This is a genomic window from Sphaerotilus sulfidivorans, assembly GCF_013426975.1.
In the GTDB taxonomy this organism is placed as follows: domain Bacteria; phylum Pseudomonadota; class Gammaproteobacteria; order Burkholderiales; family Burkholderiaceae_C; genus Sphaerotilus; species Sphaerotilus sulfidivorans.
On sequence record NZ_JACCPY010000004.1, the window covers coordinates 145160 to 171721 of the forward strand.

Annotated in this window: 23 protein-coding genes; 4 read left to right on the top strand and 19 right to left on the bottom strand. The window is 69.0% G+C overall.

What is annotated here, in order from left to right; translation table 11 throughout:
• Window positions 1-3: 3 nt before the first annotated feature.
• The gene (locus HZU84_RS03980; protein ID WP_149502414.1) at window positions 4-420 is read right to left on the bottom strand and encodes a tautomerase family protein; all 417 of its coding nucleotides are present in this window, start codon (window positions 418-420) and stop codon (window positions 4-6) included.
• 81 nt (window positions 421-501) lie between these two features.
• Between HZU84_RS03980 and HZU84_RS03985 the strand changes: the two genes are divergently transcribed.
• Window positions 502-1443 (top strand): LysR family transcriptional regulator, encoded by a 942-nt coding sequence (locus tag HZU84_RS03985; RefSeq protein ID WP_149502415.1) that lies wholly within the window; start codon window positions 502-504, stop codon window positions 1441-1443.
• 22 nt (window positions 1444-1465) lie between these two features.
• On the opposite strand, the gene HZU84_RS03990 is transcribed toward HZU84_RS03985, so the two are convergent.
• Entirely contained in the window at window positions 1466-2788 is a 1323-nt protein-coding gene (locus HZU84_RS03990; protein WP_257644508.1) for a glycosyltransferase, read from the bottom strand.
• Window positions 2789-2830: 42 nt separating this feature from the next.
• Between HZU84_RS03990 and HZU84_RS03995 the strand changes: the two genes are divergently transcribed.
• Window positions 2831-4471 carry a hypothetical protein gene (locus tag HZU84_RS03995; protein ID WP_310734033.1) on the top strand — a complete coding sequence of 547 codons (1641 nt, stop codon included), beginning with the start codon at window positions 2831-2833 and terminating at the stop codon, window positions 4469-4471.
• Window positions 4472-4657: 186 nt separating this feature from the next.
• Here HZU84_RS03995 and HZU84_RS04000 read toward each other — a convergent pair whose 3' ends face one another.
• The gene (locus tag HZU84_RS04000) at window positions 4658-5065 is read right to left on the bottom strand and encodes a hypothetical protein (RefSeq protein WP_149502417.1); all 408 of its coding nucleotides are present in this window, start codon (window positions 5063-5065) and stop codon (window positions 4658-4660) included.
• A gap of 32 nt (window positions 5066-5097) precedes the next feature.
• On the opposite strand from HZU84_RS04000, the gene HZU84_RS04005 reads away from it, so the two are divergent.
• Complete coding sequence (locus HZU84_RS04005; RefSeq protein WP_149502418.1) at window positions 5098-5325, top strand: hypothetical protein; 228 nt, start codon at window positions 5098-5100, stop codon at window positions 5323-5325.
• A gap of 182 nt (window positions 5326-5507) precedes the next feature.
• On the opposite strand, the gene HZU84_RS04010 is transcribed toward HZU84_RS04005, so the two are convergent.
• The 10 genes from HZU84_RS04010 to HZU84_RS04055 form a co-directional block, all read right to left on the bottom strand.
• On the bottom strand, window positions 5508-6716 hold the full coding sequence (locus HZU84_RS04010; protein WP_149502419.1) for an ABC transporter permease: 1209 nt from the start codon (window positions 6714-6716) through the stop codon (window positions 5508-5510).
• On the bottom strand, window positions 6713-7435 hold the full coding sequence (locus tag HZU84_RS04015; protein ID WP_149505119.1) for an ABC transporter ATP-binding protein: 723 nt from the start codon (window positions 7433-7435) through the stop codon (window positions 6713-6715). Before HZU84_RS04015 ends, HZU84_RS04010 begins: the two co-directional genes overlap by 4 nt.
• A gap of 5 nt (window positions 7436-7440) precedes the next feature.
• Window positions 7441-8790 carry an efflux RND transporter periplasmic adaptor subunit gene (locus HZU84_RS04020; RefSeq protein WP_149502420.1) on the bottom strand — a complete coding sequence of 450 codons (1350 nt, stop codon included), beginning with the start codon at window positions 8788-8790 and terminating at the stop codon, window positions 7441-7443.
• Window positions 8791-8807: 17 nt separating this feature from the next.
• The gene (locus HZU84_RS04025; RefSeq protein ID WP_180692782.1) at window positions 8808-10307 is read right to left on the bottom strand and encodes an efflux transporter outer membrane subunit; all 1500 of its coding nucleotides are present in this window, start codon (window positions 10305-10307) and stop codon (window positions 8808-8810) included.
• A 140-nt stretch (window positions 10308-10447) separates the two neighbouring features.
• Complete coding sequence (locus HZU84_RS04030; protein ID WP_149502422.1) at window positions 10448-11623, bottom strand: GGDEF domain-containing protein; 1176 nt, start codon at window positions 11621-11623, stop codon at window positions 10448-10450.
• Between the two features lie 78 nt (window positions 11624-11701).
• Window positions 11702-13192: an AMP nucleosidase gene (locus tag HZU84_RS04035; protein ID WP_149502423.1), complete on the bottom strand. Its 1491-nt coding sequence runs from the start codon at window positions 13190-13192 to the stop codon at window positions 11702-11704.
• Window positions 13193-13270: 78 nt separating this feature from the next.
• On the bottom strand, window positions 13271-14041 hold the full coding sequence (locus tag HZU84_RS04040; RefSeq protein WP_149502424.1) for an SHOCT domain-containing protein: 771 nt from the start codon (window positions 14039-14041) through the stop codon (window positions 13271-13273).
• A gap of 58 nt (window positions 14042-14099) precedes the next feature.
• Window positions 14100-15020: an MBL fold metallo-hydrolase gene (locus tag HZU84_RS04045; RefSeq protein ID WP_149502425.1), complete on the bottom strand. Its 921-nt coding sequence runs from the start codon at window positions 15018-15020 to the stop codon at window positions 14100-14102.
• 21 nt (window positions 15021-15041) lie between these two features.
• A complete protein-coding gene (locus HZU84_RS04050) occupies window positions 15042-16523 on the bottom strand; it encodes a VWA domain-containing protein (RefSeq protein WP_149502426.1) in 1482 nt (493 codons plus the stop codon).
• A 34-nt stretch (window positions 16524-16557) separates the two neighbouring features.
• On the bottom strand, window positions 16558-18024 hold the full coding sequence (locus tag HZU84_RS04055) for an AAA family ATPase (protein WP_180692783.1): 1467 nt from the start codon (window positions 18022-18024) through the stop codon (window positions 16558-16560).
• On the opposite strand from HZU84_RS04055, the gene HZU84_RS04060 reads away from it, so the two are divergent.
• Entirely contained in the window at window positions 18023-19450 is a 1428-nt protein-coding gene (locus HZU84_RS04060; protein WP_257644509.1) for an RNA-guided endonuclease InsQ/TnpB family protein, read from the top strand. The two genes, HZU84_RS04055 and HZU84_RS04060, sit on opposite strands and share 2 nt — an antisense overlap.
• A gap of 87 nt (window positions 19451-19537) precedes the next feature.
• Here the strand turns inward: HZU84_RS04060 and HZU84_RS04065 are convergent, their stop codons facing one another.
• From HZU84_RS04065 to HZU84_RS04090, 6 genes are all read right to left on the bottom strand, one after another.
• Window positions 19538-20287, bottom strand: coding sequence for a M48 family metallopeptidase (locus HZU84_RS04065; protein WP_149502428.1), 750 nt, complete (start codon window positions 20285-20287; stop codon window positions 19538-19540).
• A 140-nt stretch (window positions 20288-20427) separates the two neighbouring features.
• The gene (locus HZU84_RS04070) at window positions 20428-23604 is read right to left on the bottom strand and encodes a type I restriction endonuclease subunit R (protein WP_149502429.1); all 3177 of its coding nucleotides are present in this window, start codon (window positions 23602-23604) and stop codon (window positions 20428-20430) included.
• Window positions 23605-23669: 65 nt separating this feature from the next.
• Window positions 23670-24674, bottom strand: coding sequence for a hypothetical protein (locus HZU84_RS04075; protein ID WP_149502430.1), 1005 nt, complete (start codon window positions 24672-24674; stop codon window positions 23670-23672).
• A complete protein-coding gene (locus HZU84_RS04080; protein ID WP_149502431.1) occupies window positions 24671-25057 on the bottom strand; it encodes a hypothetical protein in 387 nt (128 codons plus the stop codon). Before HZU84_RS04080 ends, HZU84_RS04075 begins: the two co-directional genes overlap by 4 nt.
• 4 nt (window positions 25058-25061) lie before the next feature.
• On the bottom strand, window positions 25062-25949 hold the full coding sequence (locus HZU84_RS04085; protein WP_149502432.1) for a hypothetical protein: 888 nt from the start codon (window positions 25947-25949) through the stop codon (window positions 25062-25064).
• Window positions 25950-26057: 108 nt separating this feature from the next.
• Window positions 26058-26522, bottom strand: coding sequence for a M15 family metallopeptidase (locus HZU84_RS04090; protein ID WP_149502433.1), 465 nt, complete (start codon window positions 26520-26522; stop codon window positions 26058-26060).
• Window positions 26523-26562: the final 40 nt, after the last annotated feature.

A 26562-nucleotide genomic window follows, 5' to 3' on the forward strand; every position in this document is an offset into this window, starting at 1 on the left:
CCCTCAGCGGGGCAGCCGTGCCGCCTGCGTGCGGCCGCCCCAGCCCCAGTCGTCGGCCGGCAGCTCGAGCACGCTGACATAGCTGGCCTCGACCAGCGCATCCGGCAGCGCGCGGCGCAATGTGTCCCAGGCTGCGGCGATCCAGTCGGCCTTCTGCTGTGCGGTGCTGGTGCCCGCGGTGATGCGGATCTCCAGCGCGAAGGTGGCGCGCGCCGGGCCGGCCTCGGCTGCGGAGCCGGGCGGCTCGACCGGCTCGCCGCCGATCGTCCAGCCGATCGGCTCGGCCAGCACCGCGACCGCGGTCAGTGCGCGCTTCTTGCCGAGCAGTCGCTCGGTGTGGCCGGTCAGCTCGCTGGCGATGGCGTGGCGCTGCTCGGGCTGCGTCAGCGCCGGCCAGGTGCTCAGGGTCAGCAGAGGCATGAAATTCTCCCGTTGAACATGGCGCTAGACTAGGTTCCATGCCTGTCCGGGGACAGCCTCATCCGTGCCCAGCGCCTTTGCATGCCGAGCAAAACCCGTCCTGATGCCCTGGCGCCCGAGGCGCCCGGCCATGCCGCGCCGGCCGATCTGGCGCTGTTCGTGCGCGTGGCCGAGCTGGGCTCGTTCTCGGCGGTGGCGCGCGAGCGCGACGGCGTGGCCTCGCAGGTGTCGCGTGCGGTCGACCGGCTGGAGGCGATCTACCGGGTGCGGCTGCTGCGCCGCTCGACCCATGGCCTGAGCCTGACGCCGGAGGGCGGCACGCTGCTGCAGCACGCCCGCCAGGTGCTGGCCGCGCTGGGCGATCTGGCCGACGAGCTGTCGGCGCGGCGCGAGCGTGCCAGCGGCGTCGTGCGGCTGGCGGTCAGCCCGGCGCTGGCGCAGTGCTTCGTCGTGCCGGCCCTGCCGGCGCTGGCGGCGCGCCATCCCGACCTGCGCATCGAGCTGCATGCCGACGACCGCATCGTCGATCTGGCGGCCGAAGGCTTCGATGTCGCGCTGCGCACCAACCATCTGCGCCATGAGGGGCTGGTGGCGCGCCGGGTCGGGCGCTTCCGGCGCATCGTCTGCGCGGCGCCGGCGCTGCTGGCGCGGCTGGGCACGCCGCAGATGCCGGTCGATCTGGCGCGCTTTCCGCTCGTCACGCACCTGAACGCCGGACATCTGAACCGCTGGACCTTCCTGATCGAGGGCGAGCGCCGGCCCTGGCCGGTGAGCGGCCGCTTCAGCGCCAACACCACCTGGCTCGGGCTGGAGATGGTGCGCGCCGGCCTCGGCCTGGGCTGGCACAGCACGCTGCTGGTGGCGCCGCTGCTGGCGCGCGGCGAACTGGTCGAGGTGCTGGCGCCGTTCCGCGATCCGACCTGGGCGCCGGTCTGGGCGGTGATGCTGCCCGAGCGCGACCGGCTGCCGCGCATCCGGGCGGTGGTCGACTTCCTGGCCGAGGTGATGCGCGAGGCCGGCTGATCCTGCCGGTCCTGCTGACCGATCAGGCGATCCGCGGGCCGCGCCCGATCTCCTCGACCAGCGCCACCTGGCCCGGCAGGCAGACCCGGCGCAGGTCGTAGCGGCGCACGACCGTCTCGCGCGCGGTGCTGCGGATCGCGTCATGCGTGCCGGGCGGCGCGGCCAGCGCGTCGGCCATCGTGCGCACCAGGCCCTCGCGGTCGAAGAAGTCGACCAGCAGGCCGTTGCGGCCGTGCTCGATCACCTCCTCGACCGGCGCGGTGCGCGAGCCGATCACCAGCGCGCCGGCCGACATCGCCTCCAGCATCGACCACGACAGCACGAAGGGGTAGGTCAGGTAGACATGGGCGCGGGTCACCTGGTAGAGCTTCATCAGCTGCGGATGCGGCAGCCGGCCGACGAAGTGGACGCGTGCGCGCATCGCCTCGTCGAGCTGCGGCGCGATCTCCTCGCGCAGCGTGTCCTGCCAGCTGCGGCCGTCCTGCGGCCTGGCGCCGTAGGACACGCCGTTGCCGCCGACCATCACCACCTGAGCCTGCGGGCGCTCGCGCAGCAGCGCCGGCAGCGCGCGCATGAAGACGTGATAGCCGCGGTTGGGCTCGAAGTTGCGGTTGATGAAGCTCAGCACCTCGTCGCCGTGGCGCAGCCGCAGCGGGCCGTGCTCGAAGACCGCCTCGGGATCGGGGCGGATCAGGTCGGTGTCGACGCCGTCGTGCAGCGTGCGGATCTTGTGCTGGAAGGCCGGCGGCACCGTCGAGCGCTGCCAGGCGGTCGGCGACACGCCGGCGTCCATCTCGACCAGGCCCTGCAGCAGGTGGGTGTTCTTCGCGCGCAGCCGCAGCCGCGCCTCGATGCCGCGCGGCGGGAACTCCGGGTCGAAGGTCACGTCGTGGCCCTCCCAGCCGTAGAACCATTCGACGAAGTGCAGCTGGCGCGCCTCGGGCCAGATGTCGCGCAGGAACAGCGCCTCGCCCCAGCCGGGATGCACGCAGATCAGGTCGGGCATGAAGCCGTGCTGCTCGCGCAGCGCCAGCGCGGCGCGCGCGCAGCCTTCGCCGCGCAGCACCTTGGTCTCGTATTCCGCCACCCACGGATGGATCTGCGGCGTGCTGCTGCGCGTCACCCTGTAGCGGGTGCAGGTCACGCCGGGCAGCGGCCGTGCGGTGGGCTCGAGCATCAGCGCGCGCACCTCGTGGCCGGCCTGGGCGAGCGCCGGGGCGAGGTGGACGTACTGGCCGGGAAAGTTCTGGTGGACGAAGAGGATGCGCATGATGCCGGCCAGTATCGCGATGTTCCGGAACTGCAAGAAGCCCTCGTCGCGGTGCCGGCCGGGCGATGTGGACAACCCGCATGGGCTCGGGCGGCGTGTCCGGGTCCAATGCCGGCCATGAGCGTGATGATCCGACACTTCCGACAGCGCCTGCTGTGGCCGCTGCAGCTGCTGCCGCGCCAGGACGAGCGGCTGCGCCTGCAGCCCTGGGCCGCGGTGCTCGAGCGCCCGGGCAGCCCGTGGCGCGAGGCCGCCGAGATGCGCCACGGCCCGTCGAGCGAGCGCCACTACCAGGAGTTCGTGACCTTCCTGCCGCATGTGCAGCGCTTTCTCTACGGCGACGGGCCGCGCGCCGGCAGCGCGCGCACCGGCGGCGGCTCGTCGATGCGGGTGCTGCGCCGCGACGATGTGCAGGCGGTGCGCCTGCGCCTGGCGCCGGACCAGCCGGCCCTGCGGCTGGCGGTCGAGCATGTCGATCTCTATTTCTTCCACGATGTCGACGTGGTGGTGCTGCATGTCGAGGTCCATGCCGATGAACTGCCGCTGCCGGTGGTGCAGGAGCTGCTCTACCGCTTCGGCCGCGCCTACCCGCCGGGCTGGGACGGCGAGGGTCAGCCGCTGCACTGCGCCAGCGAGGTCGAGTGGCTCGGCGCCGGAGACCAGACGCTGTGCGCGTCGGACGCGACCGACCGCCAGGCCTTCCTGGACTTCGTCGGCCTGCACCGCGCGCCGCGGCTGGCGGCGCACTGGCGCTGGCTGCTGCAGCCGCTGCGCCCGGAGCAGGACGAGGAGCCCGACGACGGCGCAGGCCCGCTGCTGCGGGTGCGCCAGATCGAGTACCACCGCATGCCGGTGATGGCCTGGCTGGCGCTGGACGATCCGGCCGCGCTCGGCCGCGCCGACTTCATCCGCCTCGGGCTGGTGGCCGGGCAGGGCAGCGACGGCGAGGCCGAGCTGCCCTTCGCCGAGCGCCATGTCGCCGACTTCGAGGCCCGCCACTGCTACGACCGCTTCTGGCGGCCCGGCGGCGCGGCGCCCTTCACCCGCTACCTGTGCTGCGGTCATGCGCTGGTGGTGGTCGGGCGCGCGGACTCGCGCTTCTTCGTCGACCGCGAGCGCGGCGTGCTGGCGCAGTTCCGCCATCAGCATTTCCTGATGTTCCTGATCGTGCACTTCCAGAAGGCGGCGCTGCTGATGTTCTCCGACCGGCTGGTGGTGGCGCTCGATGCGCTGCAGATCCATGACGCCAGCTCGGTCAAGCGCTTCAAGCGGGCGGTGCGCGGCAATTTCGAGACCTTCCTGCGCTTCACCCATCGCTACTGGTTTCACGACCTGTCCGAGCAGGCCCAGACCCGCGCGCTGCACCGGCTGTGCGCCGATCACCTCGGGCTCGACACGCTGCACCCGGAAGTGCGCGAGCGCGTCAGCGAGATGAACACCTACCTCGACACCGACAGCCTGCGCCGCCAGGCCAACACCGTGGTGCGGCTGACGGTGGTGACGATCGCCGGCCTGATCGGCACGCTGTCGACCGGCTTTCTCGGCATGAACCTGCTCGACGAGGCCGACCGCCCCTGGTCCGAGCGCCTGCTGATTCTCGGGCTCACGCTGCTGGCCTCGCTGCTGCTGACCGGCTACATGATCGTGCGCTCCAAGAGCCTGTCGGACTTTCTCGACGTGCTGTCGGACGAGCGGCTGACGGTCGGGCAGAAGCTGGGGCTGCGCTCGGAGCCGGGCGGGGGACGACGGGCGCGCTGAACCGCGTCGGCGTCACGGGCGCCGACTTGAGCCCGGCCCCGTGCCGATGAGCGGCATGGCAGTGGCGCTTCTCTGCAGGATGCGCGGAGCGGGCGGCAGGACCATGGACCCGAGCGCGTGAAGACGGCGGCCCTGAACGACCCGCACCCGCTCACGCCGGCTGCGGGATCGGGCCAGGCCGGCGTCCTACTCGAAGCGCGAGATGTCCTCTCGACGACCGCTGTAGCGCGGGATCTGCATGCCCAGCGCCCATTCCACATGACTGACGCGGCCCGGGACCGTGCTCACCGCCCGGTAGCCGCGTGCCACCAGCCGGCGCAGATGGCGGCGATTGGCCTGCGGTGCCAGCAGCGCCTGGCCCAGCAGCGGCAGCAGCAGGCAGGCCAGCGCCATCGACCAGTCACCGCGCCGGGCCAGCACGAACGGACCGGCCAGCAGCACCGACCAGGCATAGCCCACCGGCGCGATGCGCTCCTCGCCGGTGCGCGGGTGGCGCATCAGCAGCTCGCGCGGCACGCCGCTGCCCGGCATCGGGGCCGGCGCCGGCGGCACGGGGACCGACGGCATGTCGGCCGATGGTGCGGTCTTGCGCATGATCGTCTCCGGACATCGAGGGGTCCGCTGCGATGGCGACCACGATCGCGGCGGACATGGGAGCGAGCGGAAAGAAGGCCGCAAGGACAGCAGGAAAGAGGTCGCCAGAAGAGACGCAGGAACCAGAAAAGTCGAATTGGCCGTCGAATAAACCGGATTCCGGAAAACCGGATGCATCAGGTGTCGACAATCTATTCGGGCCGGGCGCCTCGGGTCAACCCTTATTTGTGGTGGATTATCTGGTGCATCGGGAACGATGAATATCCCTGCTTCGGTGCAGTATTGATTCGATTTTCATCGGCATGTCATCTTGTGGTGCGATGGAAAATCGGAAACTGCGCTGCCATCAGGCGTCATGCACCGGGAAGCGGGTTTCCCGGTGCACGGCGCCGGCCTGCGGCGAATACTCACGAACAAGATCGGTGCGGATGGATCGGCTGGATCATTCGTGTCGCAGCGCCTCGATCGGATCGAGCCGTGCCGCGCGCCGTGCCGGCACATAGCCGAACACCACGCCGATCGCGGCCGAGAACACGAAGGCCAGGCCGTTGATGCCGGGCTGGAAGGCATAGGGCATGGCCAGGAGCGAGGACAGCCCGATCGAGGCGGCGGTCGCCAGCGCGATGCCCACCAGGCCGCCGAAGCTGGAGAGCACCACCGCCTCGATCAGGAACTGCAGCAGCACCTCGTGCTCCAGCGCGCCGATGGCCAGGCGCACGCCGATCTCGCGGGTGCGCTCGGTCACGCTGACCAGCATGATGTTCATGATGCCGATGCCGCCCACCAGCAGGCTCACCGCCGCGACCGCGCCGAGCAGCGAGGTCATCAGCTGCGTGGTGCCGGACATCGTCTGGGCGAGCTGCTGCGTGTCGAGAATGTTGAAGTTGTCGTCGTCGCTCGCGCCCAGCTTGCGCCGTTCGCGCAGCAGCTGGCGCAGGCTGGCCTGCACCGCGCGGCTGTCGGCGCCGTCCTCGAGCGAGACCAGCAGCGTGCCGATGTTCAGGCTGCCGGTGACGCGGCGCTGCAGCGTGCGCAGCGGCACCACCACCGTGTCGTCCTGGTCCATGCCCATCGCCGCCTGGCCCTTGGCGGCCAGCACGCCGACGACCGAGCAGGAGAACTGCTTGATGCGCAGGGTCTGGCCCAGCGGATCGGTGCCGGCGAACAGCTCGCGCTGCAGTGTCGCGCCGATCAGGCAGACCGCGCTGCCGGCGCGCAGCTCGGTGTCCTCGAAGGCGCGGCCCGCCGAGAGCGTCCAGTTGCCGGTGTGCAGCCAGGCGTTGGTGGTGCCGGTCACGCTGGTGGACCAGTTGCGCGCGCCGGCCACCACCGTCACGCTGCTGCGGGCCTCCGGCGCCACTGCGGCCACGCCGGCGATCTGGGTGGCGATCGCGTCCAGATCGGCCTCGCGGAAGGCGGGCGCGCCCGAGCCGCCGCCGCCCGGTCCCATGCGCTGGCCCGGGCGGATCTGCAGCAGGTTGGTGCCCAGGCTGGCGATCTGCGCCTGCACCGCCTGCGTGGCGCCGCGGCCCAGCGTGACCATGGTGATGACGGCGCTGACGCCGATGACGATGCCCAGGATGGTCAGGAAGGAGCGCAGCAGGTTGCGGCGGATCTCGCGGATCGCCAGCAGCAGGGTGTTGCCGATCATCGCGGCACCTCGGCGTGCGCGGTCTGGCGGACATCGCTGTCCATGCGGCCATCGACGAAGCGGATGATGCGCCGCGCGTATTCGGCCATGTCCGGCTCGTGGGTGACCATCAGCACGGTGATGCCGCGCTCGCGGTTCAGGCCGGTGAGCAGTTCCATGATCTCGCGGCTGCGTGCGGTGTCGAGGTTGCCGGTGGGCTCGTCGGCCAGCAGCACGGTGGGCTGGCTGACGATGGCGCGCGCGATGGCCACCCGCTGCTGCTGGCCGCCCGAGAGCTCGGCCGGCGTGTGGTGCTCCCAGCCGGTCAGGCCGACCGCGGCCAGCGCCTCGCGTGCGGCCTTCTGGCGCGCGGCGGCCGGCTCGCCGCGGTAGAGCAGCGGCAGCTCGACATTCTCCTGTGCCGAGGTGCGCGCCAGCAGGTTGAAGCCCTGGAAGACGAAGCCGAGATACTGCCGGCGCAGCCGCGCGCGCTGGTCGCGGTCGAAGCGCTCGACATGCACGCCGCGGAACAGATACTGGCCGGCGCTGGGCACGTCCAGGCAGCCCAGGATGTTCATCACCGTCGACTTGCCCGAGCCGCTCGGGCCCATGACCGCGATGAAGTCGCCCTCGTCGACATCGAGGTCGATGCCGCGCAGCGCATGAAAGGCGGCCTGGCCCTGGCCGTAGATCTTCTCGATGCCGCACAGCCGGATCAGCGGCGAGGGGCTGGCGCTCATGGCGCTCATCGGGCACCGCCCGGTGCGCTGCCGGCGGCGGCGCTGGCCTGGCCGGTGATCACCGGCGCGCCCTCGGTCAGGCCTTCGCCGCTGACCTCGGTGCGGCGGCCGTCGCTCAGGCCGGTGGTGACGGTGAGCGGCTGCGGGCGGCCGTCCTTCAGGATCCAGATCTGGCGCTGGCCGCCCTCGGCCGTCTTCGTGCCGCCGCTGCGCTTCGGGGTGTTGCCGCCGGGCGGACGAGGCATCAGCTTCGACAGCAGGCCGGCGCTCTCGGTCGCCGCCGGGGCGGCCGTGCCGGTCGTCGGCGTGAAGCGCAGCGCGGCGTTGGGCACCGTCAGCACGCCGCGCCGCTCGGTGGCGGCAATGGTGGCGGTGGCGGTCATGCCCGGGCGCAGGCTCAGGTCGGCGTTGTCGACCTTCAGGTCGGTGGTGTAGGTCACGACATTGTCGGTGGTGGTCGAGCCATAGGCCACCCGGGCGATCTCGGCCGGAAAGCGCCGCGCCGGCCAGGTGCTGACGCTGAAGCTGGCGCGCTGGCCGGCCTGCACCAGACCGACATCGGCCTCGTCGACCTTGACCTGCAGCTTCATCTGCCGCAGGTCCTGCGCCAGCGTCAGCAGCGTGACCGCCTGCAGCGAGGCGGCCACCGCATTGCCCGGCTCGGCCGAGCGGGCGAGCACCACGCCGTCGATCGGCGAGCGGATCTCGGCCTTGGCGCGGCTGGTCTCGTCCATGCGCAGCGCGGCGGTGGCGTCGGCGACGCTGGCGCGTGCGCTGCCCAGCGCGGCCTCGGCGCGGGCCAGCGCGGCGCGGGCGGCATCCAGCTCGGTGCCCGAGGGCACCTGGCCGCCCGACAGCCGCGACACCTCCTGCAGCCGCGTCAGGCCGGCGCGCTGCTCGGCCAGCGTCGCCTCGGCCTGGCGCACTGCGGCCTGGGCCGAGGCCAGCGTCGCACGCGAGCGGGTGATCTGGTCGTCGAGCTTGGTGGTGTCGAGCTCGATCAGCACCTGGCCGGCGCGCACCTCGTCGTTGACATCGACATGGACCTTGCGGATCGTGCCGGAGAGTTCCGAGCCGAGGGTGACCTGGCGGGTCGGCTGCAGCGTGCCATTGGCGGTCACGGTGATCGACAGGTCGCCGCGGGCGAGCGGCTCGGTGAGAAAGCGCGGCGCGGCCTGGGCCTGTTGGCTGCCCTGCCAGGCGAGCAGGCCGGCGCCGGCGGCCAGCAGCAGCGCCGCGCCGATCCAGACGCTGCGGCGGCGCCACCACGGACGTGGCAGCGCCGCGCTGCCCAGCAGGTCGGCGACGGCGGCCGGATCATCGGCGCGGGGGCGGTTCGGTTCAGCGGAGGCCATGGCAGCAGGCGGGAAGGTCATCGGGTGGCGGCGGCGCGCACGGGCAGCGCCGCCAGATCGGCGGCGGACAGCCCGCCGCCGAGGGCCTTGAACAGGCGGATCAGGTTCTGGCGCAGGTCGACCTCGGCGCCGACCTGGCTGGTCTGCAGCGCCAGCAGCGTGCGCTGTGCGTCGAGCAGCGTGGTGAAGTCGATCAGGCCGGCCTGGTAGCGCTGGCGGGCCAGCGCCAGCGCCTGGGTGGCGGCGGTGACCGCCTCCCCGAGCGCGCGGGCCTGCGCGCGGCTGCCGGCGGCCGCGGCCAGGCTGTCCTCGGCATCCTGGGCGGCGGTCAGCGTGGCAGCGCGCCAGCTCAGCCGCGCCTGTTCCAGCACCGCCTGCTGCGCCTCGACCTGTGCGGCCAGCAGGCCGCCGTCATGCACCGGCCAGTCGACCGAGGCGGCCAGCGTGGCCACCAGCGCGCCGCTGCCGCCCAGCGCGGCCAGCGTCAGCGCCCTCCAGCCCAGCGTGCCCGACAGCGCGAAGTCCGGCTGGCGCGCCGCCTGGCGGGCATCGAGCCGGGCCAGCTCGGCGCTGATCGTGGCCTCGGCGGCGACCAGATCGGGGCGGCGGCGCAGCAGTTCGGCCGGCACCCCGGCCTCGAGCTGGCGGTCGAGCGTGGCCAGGGCCTCGCCCGGCGCGGGCAGGCGGCCGTCGCGGCCGAGCCGGGCCTGCAGCGCCTTCGGCTCCAGGCCGAGCAGCACCGCCAGCGCATGTTCTCCCTGGGCGATCGCGGTGTCCCAGGCCGGCCGCTGCGCGCGGGTCTGCTCGAGGCTGGCGCGGGCCTGCTCGACATCCAGCGTCGAGGCCAGGCCGGCCTGCGCCCGCCACTGCGTGAGCTGCAGCGTCTGCTGCTGCGCCTCGAGGCTGGCCTGCACCAGCGCCCGACGGGCCTGGTTGCCGCGCAGCGCCACCTGCGCCAGCGCGACCTCGCCGGCCAGGCTGTGCGCGCTGGCCAGCAGCGTGGCCTCGGTCGCGGCCAGATCGGCGGCGGCGCCACGCTCGGTGGCGGCCAGCCGGCCGCTGGCATCGAGCTCCCAGCTGGCCGACAGCAGCGGCGCCAGCACGGTGGTCGTGCTGCCGCTGCTGCGCTGGCGGGTCAGGCTGGCGCCCAGGCCGAGCTGCGGTGCCAGCGCGGCGGCGGCCTGCTCGCGCAGCGCGCGGGCCTGCATCACCCGGGCCCGTGCCGAGGCGAGCTCCAGATTGCCGGACAAGGCCTCCTCGACCAGCGCGCCGAGCTGCGGATCATCGAACTGCTGCCACCAGCGCGACAGCACGGGCAGCGTCGCGGCGGCGGGCGTGCCGACATCGGTTGCGGTGCGGGCTGCGGCGCTGGCGGCGGTCTCGGGGGCAGGCGTGCGGTGCGGCAGGCTGCTGCAGCCGCTCAGCAGCAGCGCCACGGCCAGCGCCACGGTCTGAGGGTGCAGGCGCGGCTGGCTGAACGCCCGAGGCGAGGAAAAGGGTTCTTCGGTCAGGATCATCACTGGGGCTGCAGCGGCATGTCGATTCATGCTCGCAGCGCGGCCAAGGGTGGACCCTGATTTCTATCAAGCTGGCGACGGCTTGCCGATGCAGCCGAGGTAAAGAAGCTTGTCGCCCGGCCGGGGCGCCGAGGATCGGCTCAGCGCGCGGCCAGCACCACCTGGGCGCGGCCTGCGCGCTTGGCTTCGTAGAGCGCATCGTCGGCGCGGCGCAGCAGGTCGTCGAGCGTGCGGTCGTTCTCGCCGAGCGCGGCCAGGCCGGCGCTGTACTCCAGCACGAAGCCCAGCGCCTGCTCCGACTCCAGCCTGAGGCATTGGCGCAGGCGCTGGTCGAGCGACAGCGCCGGGCCCTCGCGGGTGTGGGTCAGCAGCACGCAGAACTCCTCGCCGCCGTAGCGTCCGGCCAGATCGCCCGAGCGCAGCTGCTCGCGCAGCATGCGCGCCACCAGCTGAAGCGCCTGGTCGCCCCGGGCATGGCCGTGGTCGTCGTTGACCCGCTTGAAGTGGTCGATGTCGATCATCATCAGCCCGAGCGGCTGCTGATAGCGGCGTGCATCGGCCAGCAGGGCCTCGGCGCGTTCGGTCCAGGCGCGGCGGTTGAGCAGGCCGGTCAGGCCGTCGGTGATCGCCTGCTCGCGCAGCTGGCGCTCGGCCTCCTCGCGGTAGGCCATCAGCAGCGCCATCGAGTTCAGCAGCAGCACCACGCTGCTGGCCAGCGCCGAGAGCTGGTTGATCGGATGCGGCGCGGTCAGGAAGGGATAGCTTTCGGTGAAGAAGGCGCCCAGCAGGCCGCGCCAGAAGGTGAGCGTGGCCATCAGCAGCATGCTGGCGGCGATCACCGCGCGCCAGCCGCGGTGTGTGCCGGGCGAGGGGCTCAGTGCCGCCCCAACCACCATCAGCATCTGCAGTCCGAGCACGCCGTTGGCCAGTCCGACCCACCAGGCATAGTCGCTGAAACCCAGGCCATAGCCCAGCGTCATCAGGCCGGTCAGCATCCACAGCACGATCAGGCCCAGGCTGCGCCCGCCGGGCTGGTCATGGCCGGTCCACAGCCGGATCGCCCGCCACAGCATGACCAGGCTGGCCGACATCGCACCCATCGCCAGCGTCGACAGCAGCCGGTCGGGCCATTCGTTGCGCGCCAGCGTCGACATGACCAGGCAGAACCAGCCCAGGGCCTGCAGCCCGGAGGCCAGCACCGCATGGCGGGCCGCGACGCCGATGCGGCGCCAGCCCATGATGGTCGGCAGGGCGATCGCGCCGGCGAACAGGTTCACCGAGAACGCGACCATCAGCGTTCGGACATCGAGTTCCATGGATCTGCTGCCGTGGCCGCAGGCGGGCGCCTGGCGCCCGGCCCGTCACCTCAGGTCACCGCTCCTCTCCACCGTTCCTCACTGGAAGGCCACCTCGTCGAAGCTGCGCAGCTTGCGGCTGTGGAGATGATCGAGCCCCTGATGGCGCAGGATCTCGATCGCGCGGATGCCGATGCGCAGGTGCTGGTCGACCCGCTCGCGGTAGAAATGGTTGGCCATGCCGGGCAGCTTGATTTCGCCGTGGAGCGGCTTGTCGGAAACACAGAGCAGGGTACCGTATGGAACCCGGAAACGGAACCCGTTGGCGGCGATCGTCGCGCTTTCCATGTCCAGTGCCACCGCGCGGCTCTGGCTGAAGCGGCGCTCCGGACCCGGATGCGGCAGCAGCTCCCAGTTGCGGTTGTCGGTCGAGGCCACGGTGCCCGTGCGCATGATCTTCTTCAGCTCGTAGCCGGAGAGCTGCGTCACCTCGGCCACCGCCTTCTCCAGCGCGACCTGGATTTCCGCCAGCGGCGGGATCGGCACCCACAGCGGCAGCTCCTCGTCGAGCACATGGTCCTCGCGCACATAGCCGTGGGCCAGCACATAGTCGCCGAGCTGCTGGGTGTTGCGCAGGCCGGCGCAGTGGCCAAGCATCAGCCAGGCGTGCGGGCGCAGCACGGCGATGTGGTCGGTGATGGTCTTGGCGTTGCTGGGGCCGACGCCGATGTTGACCATCGTGATGCCGCTGTGGCCGTGGCGCTTCAGGTGATAGGCCGGCATCTGCGGCAGGCGCGGCGGCGGCGCGCCCAGCTCGTCGCCGGGTTCGGCGGGCAGGCCGGCGCGGCGGGTCAGCACATTGCCGGGCTCGACGAAGGCGGTGTACTCGCCCGCGTCGTCGGCCATCAGCTCATGGCCCAGGCGCACGAACTCGTCGATGTAGAACTGGTAGTTCGTGAACAGCACATAGTTCTGGAAGTGCTCCGGCAGCGTGCCGGTGTAGTGGCGCAGCCGGTGCAGCGAGTAGTCGACCCGCGGCGCGGTGAACAGCGCCAGCGGATGGCGGATCTGGCCGTCGTGGCCGGTGCGCGGCTCGTGCGTGCCGTTGGCGATGCCGTCATCCATCGCCGCCAGGTCGGGCAGGTCGAAGAGATCGCGCAGGCGCGAGCGCCGCTCCGCGGTCATCGTGCCTTCGATGTGGTCGTTCTCGGCGAAGCTGAAATGCACCGGGATCGGCTTGCTGGACAGGCCCACCTCCAGCGCCACGCCGTGGTTGCGCAGCAGCAGCTTGAACTGCTCGCGGTAGTAGTAGCGGAACAGGTCCGGCCGGGTCAGCGTGGTCTCGTGCACGCCGGGGCCGGCGACGAAGCCGTAGGCCAGCCGCGAGTCGGCGCGCTCGACGGTGTCGACCCGCACCCGCACGAACGGGTAGCAGGCCCGCACCCGGCCGCCGAAGTCGTCGCGGCCGCCGACGAATTCCTTCAGCGACTGGCGCAGGTGCGCGATGCCGGAGTCGTAGATCGCCTTGGCATGCGCAAACGCGGCCTCGGCGTCGGTAAAGCTTTGGGTGGTGATGACGGTGCGCGACATGGCCCATTCTGCCCGCAGCGCACCGATTCTTGTAGATCCGTCCGCGATGCGACCGCTGCCCGCCGGATCATTGCGGTTTCAGAGCCGCGCCAGCAGTTCGGCCTTCTTCGCGGCGAATTCCTGCTCGGTCAGCAGGCCGCGCTGCAGCAGCGCGCCGAGCTTCTCGATCGTCGCCAGGATGTCCTCGCCGCCAGCGGAGGCGGTCGGCATCACCGCGGGCGGCGACATCGGCGCCATCTGGGTCATCGGGGCGAAGGCCGGGGCGGGCGCGGGCGCCGGGGCGGGGGCGACCGGCAGGCCGCCGCGCATCACCACCGGCAGCCGCGCCAGGTCGACCGGGCCGAACTGGCTGCTCATCGCGATGCCGCCGCTGCCGCCCTGCTGCTGCGAGAAGCCGCCGATCTGGTGGTCGAGCGTGTCGTAGATCCACACCTCGCCGCCGCTGTCGAGCGCCAGGCGGCGCGCCTGCGGGAACCAGGCGTAGCGCATCTGGTTCTGCGCGCCGCTGGCGGCTGGCTGGCCGAGCTCGGCCGGCCACCAGGCGCTGCCGCCGCCGAAGGCCGGCGCGCTTTGCCACAGGTCGCCGCGGGTGGCCGCCAGCGTGGCCAGCTCGTGACACAGGCCGTCGACCCGCGCCTTCAGGCCGTGGTTGAACATGTCGCCGAGCATCAGCATGCCGCCGCTCATCCACTGGCCGGAGCCGCCGAACTCGGGATGGCTGAACTGCGCCATCGTGCCGCCGCCGGCCTGCACCGCCTGCAGCATCACGGTCACCGCCTCCGTGCTGAAGCCGTGGCGCGCGGCGATCGAGGCGACGGCCTGAAGGCCGGTGTCGGAGAGCTGGGGCATGGGGTTTCCTCGGGAGTGCTGCCGGCCAGCCTAGCAGACACCTCCGCACCGCGGCATGTCAGAGCCGGTCGAGCGGGATTTTCAGATAGCGCACGCCGTTGGATTCCGGCGGCGGCAGGTGGCCGGCGCGCATGTTGACCTGCACCGAGGGCAGCATCAGCACCGGCATGTCCAGCGTCGCGTCGCGTGCGCGGCGCATCGCCACGAAGGTGTCCTCGGCGATGCCCTCGTGCACATGCACATTGGCGGCGCGCTGCTCGGCCACCGTCGTGACATGCGCCAGCGCGCGCCCTCCGGGGCGGTAGTCGTGGCACATGAACAGCCGGGTGTCGCCGGGCAGGTCGAGCACCCGCCGGATCGAGCGGTACAGCGTCGCGGCGTCGCCGCCGGGAAAGTCGCAGCGCGCGGTGCCGTAGTCGGGCATGAACAGCGTGTCGCCGACGAAGGCGGCCGGCGCGGCCTGCGGGTCGTCAGGCGTCTCGACCACATAGGTCAGGCAGGCCGGCGTGTGGCCGGGCGTGTGCAGCGCCGTCGCACGCAGGCCGCCGATCGCGAAGGTGTCGCCGTCGGCGAAGAGCCGTCCGAACTGGCGCCCGTCGCGGGCGAACTCCGGCTCGGCATTGAACAGCGTGCCGAAGGTCTTCTGCACCGTGGTGATCTGTGCGCCGATGGCGATCGTGCCGCCCAGTCGCGCCTGCAGCCACGGCGCCGCCGACAGGTGGTCGGCATGCACATGGGTCTCGAGCAGCCACTGCACCGTCAGCCCGAGCGCCTCGACCTGCGCGGCCAGGCGCTCGGCGCCCTGCGTGCCGGTGCGGCCGGACTTCGGGTCGTAGTCGAGCACGCTGTCGATGATCGCGGCCTGGCGGCTGTCCAGGTCGATCACCAGATGCGAGAAGGTCGAGGTGGCCTCGTCGAAGAAGGTGTCGATGCGCAGCCGGCCGGTGGTCTGGCTGGCGAAGGGGGCGGCGGTGTTCATGGCCGCGATTCTATATACCCGTCAGGGTACTTTGCGATGTCGTGCGGCCCGACCCGACAGCGCATTGGGGAAATACAGCGCGGTCAGGCTGCGGCTGTGCACCGGCGAGGCCTCGGTGACCGCGGCGGGGTTGTCGGTGTAGCGGCGCCAGTCGCGCACCCAGTGGATGTCGTCGCAGACATCGAGCAGGCCCAGGGTCTCGCGGTCGCCGGTCAGCACGCCCTGCACCCGCAGGCCGAATTGCTCGCGCGCCTGGTCGAGCCGTGCCAGCGTGGCGGGCATGCAGCCGAATTCGCCGTCGGTGACGATCAGCAGATCGGCCTGGCGCCAGCGCGCCTGGTGCACCCGCTCGACCGCACGCTCGATCGGCGTCTGCACATCGGTGCCGCCGTCGAAGGCCTGGCCCATCAGGTCCATCAGCGCCTGCAGGCCGCCCGGGCTCAGGTCGAGTTCGCGCTCGATCACCTCGCCGGGGCCGCCGAAGGCGATCAGCACGCAGCCGCGCCGCTCCGCATGGGCCGCGCGCATCGCGGCGATGACGATCGCGCGGGCGATGTTCTCGGGCGCGCCGCGCATCGAGCCGGAGGTGTCCAGGCAGAGAATGAAGGGGCCGCGGCCGAGCGGCTCCGGGTCCGGCGGCGAGAGGGCGGCGCGCGGCGGTGCGGCCGGGTCCGGGCGCCAGTCGGTCAGCACCGCCTCGGACTGCCAGCCCAGCAGCCGGCATTCGGCCTGACGGGCGCGCCAGAGACGGCGCAGCAGCGGGTGGCGCAGCATCACCGCCTCGGAGGCCAGCATCCGGTCGATCCGGCCGGTGAGCTGCAGGCCGGTGAGTTCGCCGGGCGCGTCGGGCAGGCGGGTCTCGACCGCCCGCAGGCCGTGGGCCGCGCGCGCATCGGCCAGCGGCTCGAGGGCCTCCTGCGGCGGCGCGCCGCCCTGGCGCTCGGCACGGCCCAGGCGGCTGATCAGCGCGGCGAGCTGCGGCAGGCGTTCCAGCCAGGCCGCGGCCTGCTGGGCCTCGCGCCAGGCGCGCGAGCGCAGATGGCCGCGCAGCGCGTCCCAGCTCAGCCGCGAAGGGTCGCCCAGGCTGTCGAGCAGCACCAGCCGCTCGTCCCAGCCGCTGCCTTCCAGCTGCCACTCGGCCCGGAAGCCGGCCGCGGCGCCCTGGATGGCCTCGGCCCGCGTCAGCCGGGGCTGGTGATCGACGATGCGGTCCAGATGCCACAGCAGCGTGCGCAGCACCTGCTGCGCCATCGCCGGGCGGCCCCGGCTCAGACCGGGCAGGCCGAGCTGGGAGACGGCCTCGCGCATCGGGGTCAGCGCGGCGGCGTCGCCCAGATCGGCCTCGGGCGGTGGCAGCGTGCCGGCCTCCAGCGCCTGCTGCCAGCGCCGCGTGTCACGCAGCCGCGCCTCGGCGTCGCCGATGCTGGTCACCAGGGCCGGCAGCCACAGCTCGCGCGGCAGCTCGGCCAGGCGGTTCCACGGCAGGTCGGGCGAGCGGCACATCGGCGCGGTCCTGGGCGTGGTTCCGGGCGTGGCCTCAGTCTTCCAGCAGCACCGGTGCGGGCGGCGGCGCCTCGGCGCCTTCGGCCGGGGCCTGCACCGGCAGGCCGGCGAAGCCTGCGCGCACCGCCTCGAGCCGGTCCAGCAGCGCCCGCAGCACCAGCGCGGTGTGCAGATGCGCGCCCAGCAGCGCGGCCACGCAGGCCGGCGGCATCCACAGCCGGCCCTCGAGCCGGGCCGACAGGGCTTCGGCCGCGGCCAGCGCGGCCTCGTGGTGCGGGCGGGCCGCGGCGATCGTCTCGTCGACCTGCGCGACCCGGGCCGCGACATGCACCGGGCTCCAGCGCCGGCGCGAGGCGGCGTCGAGCGCCGGCGACATCATGCGCATCGTGCCGGCGCTGCCGTCCGCATCGCGTCCGCCGCCGATCGCGCGGGCCAGCGCCATCTTGCCGGCCAGATCGCCCTCGCCGCTGCCGGAGGCTTCGGCCTCGGCGCGCTGCTCGAGCTGGAGCTGGCGCTCTAGCGCCTCGACCGCGCGCGTCAGCCACGGCGCGTCCTGCGGCACCGCGCCGGCGATCTCCTGCGCGAACCAGTCCTGCAGCGCCGGCGCCAGCTCGGGCAGCGGCGCGGCGGTCTGCGGCGCCAGCCACAGGTCGAGCGCGTCGACCTGCGTGCGGCCTTCGGTGGCGGCGGCCACCTTCATCAGGCCGACAAGCTGGCGCCAGCGCCGGTCCGACAGCGCCTGCGCCGGCTGCTGCGCGGCCAGCCAGCGGCGCAGCCGGTGCAGCGCCTCGACCGCTTCCTCGCCCAGCTCGACGCGGGTCGCCGCCTGGCGCACCGCCTCGCGCTCGGCCGCCTCCAGGCCGGGCTCGGGCGCGGGCCGCAGCAGCGACCGGGCCTGGCTGTCGCGCTCGTCGAGCCGCAGCAGCGCCTCGAAGCGCTCCTCGCTGACCGGGGCCACCGGCAGGCGCACCAGGAAACGATCGAAGAAGGCCCGCAGCGCCTCGTCGGCCGGCACCTCATTGCTCGCGCCGACGACGCTCAGCAGCGGCACGCGCACCCGGCCGCTGCCGTTGTCAAACTCGCGCTCGTTGAGCAGCGTCAGCAGCGCGTTCAGGATCGCCGAGTTGGCCTTGAACACCTCGTCGAGAAAGGCGATGCCGGCCTCGGGCAGGAAGCCCGCGGTCAGCCGCTCGTGGCGGTCCTCCTCGAGCGCCTTCAGCGACAGCGGCCCGAACAGCTCCTCCGGGGTGGAGAAGCGCGTCAGCAGCCGCTCGAAGTAGGGCGCACCGTCGAAGGCACGGTGCAGGCGGCGCGCCAGCTCGCTCTTGGCGGTGCCGGGCGGGCCGAGCAGCAGCACATGCTCGCCGGCCAGCGCGGCCAGCAGCGCCAGACGGGTCTCGGTGTCGCGCTCGAGCAGGCCGTCGCCGAGCGTGTCGATCAGCGCGCGCAGGCGCTCGGGGGAGGGCAGGGGACGGCGCTCGTCCAGGGCAGAAGCAGACATGGCCGCGATTCTCGTGTGCCGCTCCGGGATCGGCAACCTGTCACGCCGAGGTCGTCGCTTCGCGTCACCAGAAAGCGCGAGAAGCCCCGTCCTTCAGGGCGGGGATGCAGAGCGCAGGCTCGCGCAGCGAGCCATTGGCTTGGTGGTCGAGCCCATTCGAGCCTTCCGCTTCCAGTTGCGCCCCACGCCCGGCACCGCCCACACCCTGCGCCGGTTCGCCGGCGCGTGCCGCTGGGTGTGGAACCGGGCCATCGGCGAGCAGCAGCGACTGCGGGCCGCTGGCGAGAAGTTCGCGGGCTTTGCTGCGATGTGCCGCTGGCTGACCGTGTGGCGCAACGACCCGGACACGGCGTGGCTGGCCGAAACCCCCGTGCAGGCACAGCAGCAGACGCTCAAGCGACTGGAGGCGAGCTACCGGCGCTTCTTCGAGGGGAGTGGCGGCTATCCGAGGTTCCGGGGTCGGGGCCAGGATGCGGGGCTGCGGTTTCCGAAGGCGTCGGACTGCAAGCTCGACGCTGAGAACCAGCGCATCAAGCCACCGAAGCTGGGCTGGATGCGGATGCGTCAGTCGCAGGCGGTCGAGGGATCGGTTCGGAACTACACGCTGACGCAGGCGCGGGGCCGCTGGTTCGTGTCGATCCAGGTGGAGCAAGCGGACGTGATCCCGGCGGCGGGACTGGTGCCGACGCTGGGGATCGACTTCGGCGTGGCGCTGTTCGCGGCGACGACGGACGGTGAGTGCGTGGCGCCGCTGAATGCGCTGAAGCGGCAGCAGAAGTACCTGAAGCGAGTTCAGCGGTCGGTGTCGCGCAAGGTGAAGGGATCGAAGAACCGGCGCAAGGCGATCGATCGATTGGGCAAGGTGCATGCCCGGATCGCGGCACAGCGCAAGGACTGGCTGCACAAGCTGACGACGAAGTGGGCCGATGCGCATCCGGTGATCGCCATCGAGGATCTGAAGGTGGCGGCGATGAGCGCCAGCGCCAAGGGCACAGCCACCGAGCCAGGGCAACGAGTGCGGCAGAAAGCGGGACTGAACCGATCGATCCTCGATCAGGCGTGGGGCGAAGCTCGGCGACAACTGGACTACAAGACAGCGGCCCGAGGTGGTGCAGTGGTGCCCGTGGACCCGGCGTACACGAGCCAGCGGTGCAGCGCCTGCGGGCACACCGCCAGGGAGAACCGGCCGACGCAAGCCCGCTTCGAGTGCGAAGCGTGCGGACATGAAGAAAACGCGGACCTGAACGCCGCGAAGAACGTACTGGCCGCGGGACACGCGGTCTGGGTCGCAAGACCCGAAGCCTGTGGAGCGGAGGTCAGACGTGCCAGACCCGTGAGGGGACGACACGCAGCCGCGAGGAAGCAGGAACCCGCCGAAGGCTCGGCCGCGCAAGCGGTCGTGCCCGCCGGAATCCCCGTCCTTTAGGGCGGGGAGGATGTCAAAAGGTGCTTCCGCTGAATGCGGATGGCACGGCGCCGGCCAGCCCCTTGCTGTCGCAGAAGACTCTGCGGGTCAAAGCCGGGACGGTGGCGGTCGGCTGACGCTGCTGGTGGGCAGCAGGGTCTGGTTCAGTTCAGATCGCAACGACGGCCAGGACGGCAGTGCGTGGTCGAGCAGTGCGGTGAACTGCTCGTCATGCCGGCGCACCCGCAGATGGGCCAGCTCATGCACCAGGACGTACTCGATGCAGGCCGGTCGCTGTCGTGCCAGATCCAGGTTGAGCCAGATCCGTCCGCTGGCCGGCGTGCAACTGCCCCATTTCGTCTTCATGCGCTTGACGCCCCAGGCGCTTGCCTCCACGCCCAGCACCGGCTGCCAGCGGGCCAGCAGCGCCGGGATCAGCGCTTTCAGCTCGACTCGATACCAGTTCTGCAGCACCCGCTCACGCTGGTCCCGGTCTGCGCCGGGGCGCACCTGCAGCCGCAGCGTCGTCAGCCCGACGCGCTCGACCTGGGGCGGCGCGTCCACCTCGACCACCCGCAGCCGGCGCCGCTGGCCGAAGACCTGGTGGCTCTCGCCGCTGACCATCTCGCGCCGTGATTCGCGCGGTTGCGCCGCAAACCGCGCCTGTTGCCGGCGGATCCAGCCCAGCCGCTGCACGACCGCGAGCCGCACCGCCTCGTCGTCCACGGCCAGCGGTGCCGCCACACGCACGCGCCCGTCCGGCGGGTAGACGCCGAGGTGCAGGTGCTTGATGCGCTGGCGGGCGATCTCGACGCGCAGGCCGCTGATGTCGAGGTGGTGGGGCGGTGTCGATGGCATGAACGAATGTTGGATGGTCTCGGCGTGTCCTCACCCGCCGTCATGCCCGCGCAGGCGGGCACCCACGCCGTCCACCGACCGCTTGAATCGTGGGTACCCGCTTGCGCGGGCATGACGGTGTTGGGACGGTGCTGGGGGCGTCAGTATTCGGGCTGGTTCCGGACCAGCTCAAGGAGTCGGTCCACCCGCGCATCCAGGTCTTCCTGCACGCCGCTGCCTTCCGCCGCGATCAGCACGCCTGGCGCACCCAAGGCCTGCTTGATCGCCGTGCGCAGCTTGCGCGTCTTCATCTTGCTGTTGACCGTGCGCCAGTCGTCCTCGCGGTGCGTGATCACCGCGTGGTGGACGCTGAGCGCGAGCGGCTGGTCCTGGCCGAGGTTGTCGAACAGCGCCTGCTTGCCGGGTGTGTCGATGGCGCGCGGGTAGGCGGTGCTGGAGGAGGGCGACTGCACCTGCCGCGCCAGCGCGCTGGCCTGTTGCAGGAATTCGGCGTAGTCGATCGCCTGTTCCCGCCGCTGCGCGATCAGCGCGTCCAGCAGCGCCGACATGCGCTCGTAGTACTTCGGGTTGACCGGCGACTCGTCGATGATGACCCGGCGCACGTTGTTCTCGATCGTCTCGGCCACCGACTCGGTGCTGGTGCGCAGCCCGTCCGGCAGCGCCTCGACCGCTTCGGGGCCACGCTGGGCGAGCATCTGCACCAGCGTCAGGTCGTCGAAGGCCGAGAGCTTCTCGCTGTCGCCCGCCTGCACGTAGGTGTCGATCAGGTGGCGCATCGCCGGCTCGTAGGCTTTCAGGTCGATGTAGTCGCCGCTGCGGATCTTCACCGCGCTGCGCACCGCCTCGAACTGCGTCACCTCGGCTTTCAGCGCCTTGGCCTCGTCGGGCGTGACGCCGGCTTCCGCGAAATCGCCCGCGAGGTTGGCGTAGGCGCGCACCAGCGCCGCGACGAGCTTGTAGAGCGCCAGCCGCTGGCCTTCCCGTGCCTTGAGTTCCGCCGCGTCCCCCGCCGCCGTGCCGCAGAAGAAGCGCAGGTAGGTTTCCATCGTGCGCGGCGTCTCGACCGGCTCGCACAGCGCCCGCACCGATTCGAGCACCTCGTCCAGCCGCTCGCGGGCCTTGTCGATGCGGCTGGTGATGAGGCCGGCGATGTCGGCAGCGTCGTAGCCGTCGAGCGCGCCGTGGGTGTAGTCCTGGATCGCGCCCTCGACGCGCTCGAACAGGTGCTTGTAGTCGACGATGCAGCCCACTTCCTTGTCGTCGCCGTCCAGCCGGTTGACGCGGCAGATCGCCTGGAACAGGCCGTGGTCGCGCATCGGCTTGTCGATGTAGAGCACGGTCGCGGCCGGCGCGTCGAAGCCGGTCAGCAGCTTGTCCACGACGATCAGCAGTTGCATCTGCGCCGGCTCGTCGATGAAGCGCTGTTTCACCTGGGTCTCGAAGTCGTCGATGCGCAGCACCGCTTCGTCCGGCGGCAGCTTGAACCAGTCGGCCAGCATCCGGCGGTAGGTCTCGACTTTCTGCAGCGCGTCCGTCACGCCTTCGCCGGTTGCCTCGCCTTTCACGTCCGCCACCTTCGGCACGTAGGAGCTGACCACCGCGCAGCGCCCGGCCAGCGGCGTGCGCGCAAACAGGTCGTGGTAGCGGCACGCCTCGTACACGCTGCCCGCCACCAGCATCGCGTTGCCGCGCCCGCTCTTCAGGCGGTCGCGGGTGGCCATGTCGAGCAGGATGTCGGCCACGATCTGCTCCAGCCGGCTGCGGCTCGACAGCAGCGTCTGCATCGTGCCCCAGCGGGCCTTGAGCTGCGCCTTGGCGAGGTCGGTCAGCGCGGCGGTGTGGGCCTCGAACCAGTCGTCGATCTTGCGCTGCGAGGTGATGCGCTGGTCGATGTCGCGCGCCTCGTAGCGCAGGTCGAGCACCACGCGGTCGCGCACCGCCTCGTTGAACTTGTAGGTGTGGATGTAGCCGCCGAAGACCTCGATGCTGCGCTGCTTGTCGCTCTTGAGCAGCGGCGTGCCGGTGAAGCCGATGAAGACCGCGTCGGGCAGGATGGCCTTCATCGCCTCGTGCAGCAGGCCGGACTGGGTGCGGTGGCATTCGTCCACGAAGACGTGGAGGCGGCCACGCGCCTGGAAGCCCGGCGGCAGTGCCTTGCGGAGCGTCTCGACGTAACTGGCCACGTCACCCGCATCACCGTCGTTGCCGTCGCGTGCGGTCTTGCGGCCGACGCCGCCGAACTTGTGGACCAGCGAGCCGATCAGCCACGGCCGGTCGTCGCCCAGCACGCGCACGAGGTCGGCGCCGTCGCGGGTGCGGTGGAGCTGTTCCTGCACGCCGTGGAAGACCTTTTCGATCTGGGCGTCGAGTTCGGTGCGGTCGGTGATGATGAGGACGCGGGCGTCATGGATGTGTTCGCGGATCCATTTGGCCAGCCAGACCATCGTCAGGCTTTTTCCCGAGCCTTGGGTGTGCCAGAGGATGCCGCCCTCGCGGCGCTGCAGGCGGGTCTGGGCGGCGCGCACGCCGAAATACTGGTTGTGGCGACAGAGTTTCTTGCGCCCGCTGTCGAACACCACGAAGTCGTGGATCAGCTCCAGCAGCCGCGCCTTGCTGCAGAGCCAGCCGAGGTGCTGGTCGAGCGGGCTGCGCGGGTCGTCGGCGAGGTCGGCGCCGTCTTCGCGCCAGGTCAGGTAATGGCGTTCGGGCGTGCCGATGGTGCCGTAGCGCAGGCCCTCGGTGTCGCTGCCGGCCATGACGAACTGCAGCGTCGAGAAGAAGCCTTCGATGAATTCGGGTTTCTGGTTGTCGAGGTTCTGGCGGATGCCTTCGGACACCGAGACGGTGGAGCGTTTCAGCTCGATCACGGCGAGGGCGATGCCATTGACGTACAGCACGAGGTCGGGGCGCTTGGTGTGGGCGCGCGGGTCGTGCGGCTTGACGGTGACTTCCTCGGCGATGCCGAAGTGGTTGCGCTCGGGGTGCTTCCAGTCGATCAGCCAGACATCGCGGGTCTGCTCGCCGGCGTCGGGGCGCACCTTGACGCCGTAGCGCAGCAGCTCGTACACGGCGCGGTTGCGGTCGTGCAGGCGCTGGACGCGGTCGTTGGCGGTTTGTTCCAGGTGGAATATCGCGCGGCCAGCGAGTGCGGCGTCCACGCCTTGCGCCAAGAGAAAAGCCCGCAGCAGGGCGGGCTCGATGTTGCGGTTGTCGGGGCGGTCGGACCAGCGGCCGAGGTAGGTGTAGGCGAGGGAGTCGGTGAAGAGGCGGACGACGCGGGCTTGGGTGGCGGATTCTGTTTGGCCGATGGCATTCATCCGTGCAGTCTACGGCCACTGGCTACGTTTCTTGCCGGGCACTCGTTGTCAATGATGTGATGGGGTCAATTTTTGCCAGACTGCTTATTTTCTGGCTGCTTGCATAAGTTGTTCAGTAACGTAGTCGTACTTGTGCGCCAAGCTTCTATTTTTGCATCGTCGGGCTTTGCTGGAGCAGGGCCTAATAGCTCGGAAACTTTGTTTATGCATTCGGTCACGCCAGACTGTGCTGCCTCCAGTTTTGCTGCTTCAGTTAGGTTTTGTGAGGCAACGCCAGTAGAAAATATTTTCCCTGCGGTAAGGTTGGCTTTCGCGTTTGATCCATTGATTTCTCCTCCGCCCCTTGAGTTGAACCTGCCGTATACCGACATGGCATCTCGTTTGTCTGTGCGTAAAAGATTGGCTGCTTCAGCGGCTTTTTGGAATAAAGTTTCTGATTCGGTTTGCATTGTTGCAAGCTTATCCTGTTGGACTTTCAAATCCCCTTCAGCCTTTTTAATGTCGGCATTTATTTTGCTGATATCGTTATCATAGGTGTCGACAATATTTGGGGGCTGTGCGGCACCTGGGGCAGCCAAGGCGGCTTCCGCCGCTGCAACGACCGCATCACGGGATGCTCTTTGCGCTGCACGGATTGTGCTGATTTTTGTGTTGAGTTCGCTGATTTCAGCGTTTATTTTTGCAACTACCGCAGCTTGTCCGAGTTCACTTTCTTTTGCAATAAGATATTTTTTAATGTCTTCTTTTCGTTCTGCGGTTTGTTGGTTTATTTTTGCGGAGGTGCTTCCTTCTCCGTATATTGCCTCGATGCGCATTATTTCATATGACTGCTGAATGTCACCTTTTTTGTTGATGGCATCTTTTGATACGGCAACAGGAACATAAGCTGCATCTACATTTTTGTAGCCAATTGCGATCGAGCCTCCAGGAGTCTCAGACGTAGCCATCGATAAATCGAGGCCGACACTCATTTTTGACGAGTACAGCAGTGGGGCTTGTTGCAGCGGGGCACATGCCGACAGCAGTACCATGCTTGCAGCCAAGATCGACAAACGAATGGTGTGAGTCATTTTCTTCCTCCGGGTGAAAGGGCGCAAAGATTTTCAGGCGAAATTTTTTGGAACTTCAGTAAGCTCTGCAATTCGTGTAAGTGGCGATCATTTTCTATCCAAAGAATCAAGGAGCAGCGCGAAGTATCTCCAATAATGGCCGTTGTCTCATCAATCCAACCGAGGGTTCCGCCGCGAGGCGAAATGGTCAATCCAAGTCCTCTAGTGCTGTAGATCAACGATCCTTTTTCGGTGTCTGCCAGGCCTGAACTGATATGAGTAATGCCAATATTCCGGATGACGGATATTTCTGTTCCGTCCTGAGAATGAACATGCACCGACGTGCATCCCGATATTGCAATGAGGCCCATTAGCCATGGTAGTTTTTTCCATGGTTTTGTCATGGAATTACTTCCTTGCTGCGAAGTCTGAAAACTTCAGACCAAATCCAAGCGATTTGTTGCTTTTGGTGTAGTCGGCGAGCGTATGCATTGGTCCCTGGTGATACCTGACATAAAATGGTATCTTCCCGCCTGCGATTTCAAATTCCTTGTGAAAATCTAGATTGAATGAATCTGTCTTGAATAGTTTGTCACCCATCACCCATTGGAGCGTGATTTCGCTGGAGGGAATCAGGTTTTTCTTGATTAGCGTGAGGGTCAGGCGATCGTAATCGGAAATACTGGTCCCAGTGCCTTTCAGCGGCCCCCAGTTCACATCGGAGTCTTTCGCCAAATAGGCCTTTGCTTTGACGTCAATGATGATGTCTCCAATTGACGCGATCGGCCTGCTTCTGACTTGAAAAGACAGATAGTGGGTGCTGTGGCTGATGCTGTCGAAGTAGACATGGTCATTATTGAGATAGGCCGTTTGAGCCGTGGCTTGTTGTTCCGGCGTGATGACCTCGCCAGCCTGTCCGTTCGATCGGTGCTCTAGGCCGCCATCTACCCATTCCAGCCAGTTCCCGAACTGCTCGCCCTGGGCGATTTTCCATTTGTAATGAAGCGCTGGATTGTTCAGTCGATTGATGACTGGGCTTGATGGCCTTGTACCTGCGTAGAAATCAAATTCGCCGGTGTAGCTGAAATAGAATTCGTAGGGGTCATTTTTTGACTCGTTGAACTGGTACCCTAGGGAGATATGGGCGCGGAAGGCGTTGTCGTCCTTGGGGTTGCGCTGATATATCAGATAGTTGGGTTCAACCTCCTTGAGGTCGAACGGCAGAGAAGTTCCTTGCGCCCATGCAGGCAATGCAATCGTCAACGCGATACCTGCTGAGATCATGCGATATTTCATGGTGTACCTTTTTGGGCCTGCGAGACTTCCAAGTGCTAGGGAGATTGCGGTGTTACGGTCTGCCGTAGATTATGATGAGCCTGCTTAGTCCCCATTTTTGAACTATGTTCATGGATAGTTGGTCCTGGGTAACTCGTAATGCGGTCCATCGAGAAATATTTTTTTCCCGGCTCGTTTGCGTCGGGCCGAGTAGTCCGCCACAAGATCCTCGGTATGGTCATTAGACTTGGTGAAGTCGATGTCCCATGCTCCACCCCAGCGTAAAGGGATTTCCAATTCCTTCGCTGCTGTTCTGACCGCATCGGCAATGCGGTAAATTGGATCCCATTCCCAACGAAGTTTGCCGTTGATAATGGGCACCAAGTCGACAGCATGGCCAGTCAGATGCCTTGAGTCCAAAGTTTGACTGGCGCCAAATCTGACCAACTCCTTTTGTTCCGCCAGCGTTCGAATTCCGTCATGAACAGCAAATTCTTGTGCTGACAGTTCAGCCGCACGTCGAATCACAGACACAAGGTCATCATGCACGCCAGTCAGCTCTTTTAACGAACGCTCACTTAATTTGTAAGGCATGGAATTATCTTAGGCGATTGGTTGAGTGCGGGTAAAAGAA